This window comes from Halorhodospira sp. 9622, assembly GCF_022228025.1.
Classification (GTDB): domain Bacteria; phylum Pseudomonadota; class Gammaproteobacteria; order Nitrococcales; family Halorhodospiraceae; genus Halorhodospira; species Halorhodospira halophila_A.
This window is the reverse complement of sequence record NZ_JAJNRE010000076.1, coordinates 1-1,178: the sequence shown is the minus strand read 5'-3', so window position 1 is coordinate 1,178 and position 1,178 is coordinate 1. Positions and strand designations below refer to the sequence as shown.

Genomic DNA, 1,178 nt, shown 5'->3' with positions numbered 1-1,178 from the left:
GCCGGCGGGTTCCGGTGCACCCAGTGCTGCGCGGTGACCACCCAGACGCGAGAGCAGCCACCCCAGTAGAGCGCGCAAAAGAGCTGGCATGGCCCGCAGCAGGAGCCGGATGTTGTGCCCGGCGGCGGCCAGCACCGCATTCATCGCATCGCCCAGACGGCCTTTGAGGCGGCACCGGTCCATGCGCCCATCGGTCTTCATGTGGCCGATCACCGCCTCTACCGCCGAGCGTCGGCGCAACACCCGACGCAGGCGCCGGGTGTCCACGCCACGCCGCTGTCCAGAATGGAAGACCTTCATGCGCGGCAACCCCAAGGCGCCCTTGTAGCCGCGGTCCACGTAACAGTGCGTCGGACGCACACCGCTGAGGATTTCCGCCTGCTCCAGGGCCTCGTTGAGGGTGTGGCCATCGTAGGGACGATTCGGCATCGTCCGGCAGCCGACGACGAAACTCTCCCGGTTGGTCACCGCCACCGAGACCTTCACACCGAACTCCCAGGGCTTGGCCACTTTGCCCTTGCCGATGACCTCCACCTCCGGTGCGTGCCAGGCGAGGAGCTTGTCTGGATCCTTGCGCGTTTGCTCAAGGAGCTGCCGTGCCTTGCGCAGCTGCGGCCGAAGGGCCGTGGCCGCGGACTCCGGGGCATCGACAAGTTTGCGCTCGATGTCCCGCGTCAGCCGCCCCAGGTACGTCTTCAGCTGCCGGGTCGCCCGGCGCTTGCGCTTCATCTGTTTGGCCTTGGCGTAGCGGTTGACCTGTAGCAGGGTCTCCGGCGCCTTGCGGGCAAAGCTCTGGCGCAGCGGGATCCCGTGCCGCCGGGCCTCCTTGCCGAGATTGCGGATGGCACGGGCGTAGAGCTTGGCGTCGGTGGGATAGGTGATCGCCTTCTCCTGGACGGTGGTGTCCACCGTGATCCGCTCCAGGCTCTGGCGTTTGACCAGGCCCTCGCGCCGGGCGGTCTCGATCGTCTGCGCGAGCAGCTCTTCGACGCCTTCCTCGCCGATGCGCTTGCGCCAGCGCGTCATCGATGAGGGGTCAATCGGCAACTCGTGCTGGAAGTACTGCTCACCGCAGAAGTACTGGAAGTACGGCGACTCCAGCCAGCGCTCAAGGACGGCCTCATCGGAGAGGTTGTAGGCGTGCTGCAGGTAGAGCAGCCCGGCGATCAGCCGTGGTG

Annotated in this window: 1 protein-coding gene; it reads right to left on the bottom strand. The window is 67.0% G+C overall.

Annotated elements, in window-relative coordinates:
- On the bottom strand, positions 1-1,178 hold a 1,178-nt coding region (locus LRG07_RS13625), incomplete at both ends, for an IS5 family transposase (protein WP_238642738.1).